This window comes from Actinomycetota bacterium, from assembly GCA_005774595.1.
In the GTDB taxonomy this organism is placed as follows: Bacteria; Actinomycetota; Coriobacteriia; order Anaerosomatales; family D1FN1-002; genus D1FN1-002.
The window spans coordinates 1-3495 of record VAUM01000209.1 but is presented as its reverse complement, the minus strand read 5'-3'; the positions used below and the strand labels follow the sequence as shown (position 1 = coordinate 3495).

Here is a 3495-nt window from a genome sequence, read left to right as displayed (position 1 = left end):
ACCCGTGGATGAGCGCGGGCAGGCAGCGCACGCACACCCACGTCGAGTCGCCCGCGGTGCGCACCGGCAGCAGCGGGCGCTCGTCCTCCGACGCCCCGCAGCTGAAGCAGTGCTGGGCGATGTAGTTCGCCTTCTTCTCGGCGATGATCGGCTCGGCGGCGGCGTGGTCGAACGGGACCGCCTCGCGCGTCTCGATGGTCAGTGCGCCGGTCGGGCAGACGCCGAGGCAGAACCCGGCGCCGTCGCACAGCTCCTCGTGGATCACGCGCGCCTTGCCGTCGACGATCTGGATGGCGCCTTCCGCGCACGGCGAGACGCACAGGCCGCAGCCGGTGCACAGCTCCTCGTCGATGCGGACGATCTGTCGGGTGACGGTGCTCGTGCTCATCTTCGTGCCCTCTTTCTCGCGTGCCGGCCGGGCACGGCGCCCGGCCTTGGCTGTCGTCTACGCGTCCGCCGACTCCGAGCCGGCGACGCCCTGCATGCCGGCGGCCTGACGCCGTGCGTGCTCCGTGCGCGCGCGGCGCGTGTCGCGCATGTGCTTGAGGCCGTCGATCAGGTACCCGTGCGCCCAGGACCTCGGGCCCGAGTAGCGCATCATCACGCACTGCCACTCCGACTCGGGCGCCGCGTAGCAGTGCGTGTCGCAGTGGGCGCAGAACGGCTTCGGGTCCTTCGCGCAGTAGGCGCGGCGCTTCTCGGCGTATGCCAGGTGCGCCTCGCACTCCTCGCAGACCACGGGCGGATGCGCGCCGTAGACGCCGAGCGACGCGGCGTCGGTGGCCGCCGGGCGGCGGCGCCTGTCGGCATGGTGGCCCTTGCAGTAGATGCCGGTGAAGTCGCCGACGAGCGCGGTGTCGTGGCGCACCCTCGCGTCGGCCATCCTGTGTGCGAACGTCCCGGTCATCCGAGCGCCTCCTTCCGCCGTCGAGGCGCACGCTACCCCGCGGGTGCGCTATCGTTCCTTGACGACGGTCAAGTCCGCACGAAGGAGCGCCGCGACCGTGCCCGACGCCCGCCCCGAGGTCCTCGAGACCCTGCGCGCCTGCCGCCTGTGGCGGTCGGCGAGCGACGCCGCGGTCGCACGCCTGGGCGCCGTTGCGCGCGTCGAGCACGCGGGCGCGGGCGCGCCGCTCGTCACCGAGGGGGACGCCGCCCTGCGTCTCGGCGTCGTCATCGCGGGCGCCGCGCGCGCGTACCATCTCGGCGCCGACGGCCGCGAGATCACCTTCGAGGCGTTCGGCCCCGGGCATCCGGTCGCGGCCGTCGCCGCACTCGCGGGCGGGCGCTACCCGGCCAGCATCGACGCCACCGAGGACTCGGCCATCGCGTGGCTCCCGCGAGACGCCGTGCTCGCGCTGCTCGAGACAGAGCCCGGCGTCGCGCGCGACGTGGTGGTGGACCTCGCGACCCGGCTCGTCGGCTTCACCGCGGTCGCGACCACGCTCTCGCTCGACGTGCCGCAGCGCCTCGCGCGCTTCCTGTTCGCGCGCTCGCTCGCGGCGGGCCGCCCGGGCGCGGACGGGCTCGAGGTCGACCTCGGGATGACGAAGGCGGCGCTCGCCACGCAGCTCGGCACGGTGCCCGAGACGCTGTCGCGCGCGCTCGCGCGCCTGCGCGACGACGGGCTCATCACCGTGCGCGGCCGCACCACCGTGCTGCACGACGTGGGCGCGCTGGCACGCCTCGGCGAGGGGTACGAGGAGGGCTAGCCCTCGCCAGCGTCCGCCCGCGCCGCACGCACCGCGGCCGCGCCCTTCTCGAGCGTCCCGGCCATCAGGAAGCCCGCGAGCAGCACGGCGCTGGCCACCATCTCGCCGACGTACAGCCCCGCCGACGCGCCGAGGCGCGCCTGCGAGCCGGCCCACGCGATGATGAGCGTGCCGACGAAGATGAGGACGTTGGCCCAGGCGCGGTAGCGATACTCGCGCTTCGGCATGAACTTGATGACCGACCAGGCCGACCCGCCGAGCAGCAGCAGCGAGCCGGGGATGTTGAACGGCAGCGACATCAGCCGCGGGAAGGTGCCCGACTCGCCGAGCGCCTGGCCGCCGACCACGATGCCGGCCACGAGCTTCGAGGTCACGAGGTCCACGGTCATCGTCCCGTACAGGAACACCGCCAGCAGGACGAGGTTGATGCCGAGGTAGACGTCGCCCCAGATGCGCTTCTTGGTGATGAGGTACAGCGTGCCGTTGCCGAGGAAGCCTACGAGCGAGGCGGCCAGCACGATGTAGAAGCGGTAGACGAGGTGGTCCCAGGACCGGGTCGCCTCGGAGATGGCCTCCATCAGCGCGGCGACCGCGTAGAACAGGAAGCCTACCGCCCACATGAGCTGGTGCATCTTGCGGCGACGCGCGAACTGGACGAGCAGCAGGCCGACGTAGACGAAACCGAGCGCGGCGGTGACGGCGGGCCAGATCCAGCTCGACAGCACGGACTGCATGCGCGCTCCCCTACTGGGCGACGGTCAGGGCGGTCAGCTTCTCGTCGGCCTTGGACGCGGCGGCGCGCGCGGCCTGGTACGCCGCGTTCGGCTCGGTGACGAGCAGGTCGAACGCCTTGGCGATCGCCGCCGACGGCGCGTCGAGCTTCTGGCCGAGCGCCGAGGCCTCCTTCTCGAGCTTGTTGGCCTCCTTGGCCAGCGTGTTGGCCTTGGTCTTGTCGCCGGCGAGCCAGGCGGTGTTGGTCTCCTTGGACTTGTCGAGTGCCTTGAGCTCGTCGTCGGCGTACTCGACGTACAGGCCGAGGCCCGCCTCGGGGAACGAGCTGGCGGCCTGCGCCATGAGCTTGCGGCCCTCGACGACCTTCGCGCGCGCCTGCGCCGTGAGCTTCTCGGACTCTTTGACGCCGGCCTCGGTACGCAGGTTGTACTTGTCGACCGCCGTGTCGGCGATCTTGGCCGCGTCGGTCAGCAGGGTCCAGCCCTGGGCCGAGGGGCCGAGCGCCCCGGCGGCGCCGCGGTTCGCCGCGAGCAGCGGGCCGGCCTTCTCCAGCATCGCGACGCGCGCCTGCGCGGACTCGCGCGCCGCGTCGGCGAGCGGCTGCTGGTCGGAGCGCAGGTCGGCGCGTGCGACGGCGAGCGCGTTCGCGGCGGCCTTGAGGTCGGTGACCGCGCCGGGCATGTCGCGCTCTGCGGCAGCCGCGGTCTCGGCCATCTCGGCGGTCAGCGTGCCGCCGACGACCTGGTCGATGCGCACGACGACGACGTCGGCCTTCTTGAGCAGCCCGAGCCCCTCGCGCAACTTGCCCTCAGCCGCGGCGCGCTTGCTCACCGCGCCGTACCCCATCCAGCCGACGACGCCGGCGACGGCGAGCACGACCACACCCACGACGATCCACACGACCGTCGACGACGGCCCGCCACCGCCGGACCGGCGCGGGCCCGACGCGCGGCCGCCGCCGGACGAGCGCTCGGAACGGCGCGCACGTGACGCCTCGCGGCGCTCCTCGGCGGTCAGGTCCGGGTCGCGATGCGCCTCCGGCGCCTCCGGC

4 protein-coding genes are annotated in these 3495 nt (G+C 73.3%); 1 reads left to right on the top strand and 3 read right to left on the bottom strand.

The window, feature by feature from the left end; genetic code table 11:
* On the bottom strand, positions 1-388 hold a 388-nt coding region (locus FDZ70_07990), incomplete at its 3' end, for a ferredoxin (GenBank protein TLM73016.1).
* A gap of 57 nt (positions 389-445) precedes the next feature.
* The gene (locus FDZ70_07985; protein ID TLM73015.1) at positions 446-907 is read right to left on the bottom strand and encodes a hypothetical protein; all 462 of its coding nucleotides are present in this window, start codon (positions 905-907) and stop codon (positions 446-448) included.
* On the opposite strand from FDZ70_07985, the gene FDZ70_07980 reads away from it, so the two are divergent.
* Positions 828-1712 carry a Crp/Fnr family transcriptional regulator gene (locus FDZ70_07980; protein ID TLM73014.1) on the top strand — a complete coding sequence of 295 codons (885 nt, stop codon included), beginning with the start codon at positions 828-830 and terminating at the stop codon, positions 1710-1712. The genes FDZ70_07985 and FDZ70_07980 overlap by 80 nt on opposite strands.
* Here FDZ70_07980 and FDZ70_07975 read toward each other — a convergent pair.
* Entirely contained in the window at positions 1709-2446 is a 738-nt protein-coding gene (locus FDZ70_07975; GenBank protein TLM73013.1) for a hypothetical protein, read from the bottom strand. The genes FDZ70_07980 and FDZ70_07975 overlap by 4 nt on opposite strands.
* Positions 2447-3495: the final 1049 nt, after the last annotated feature.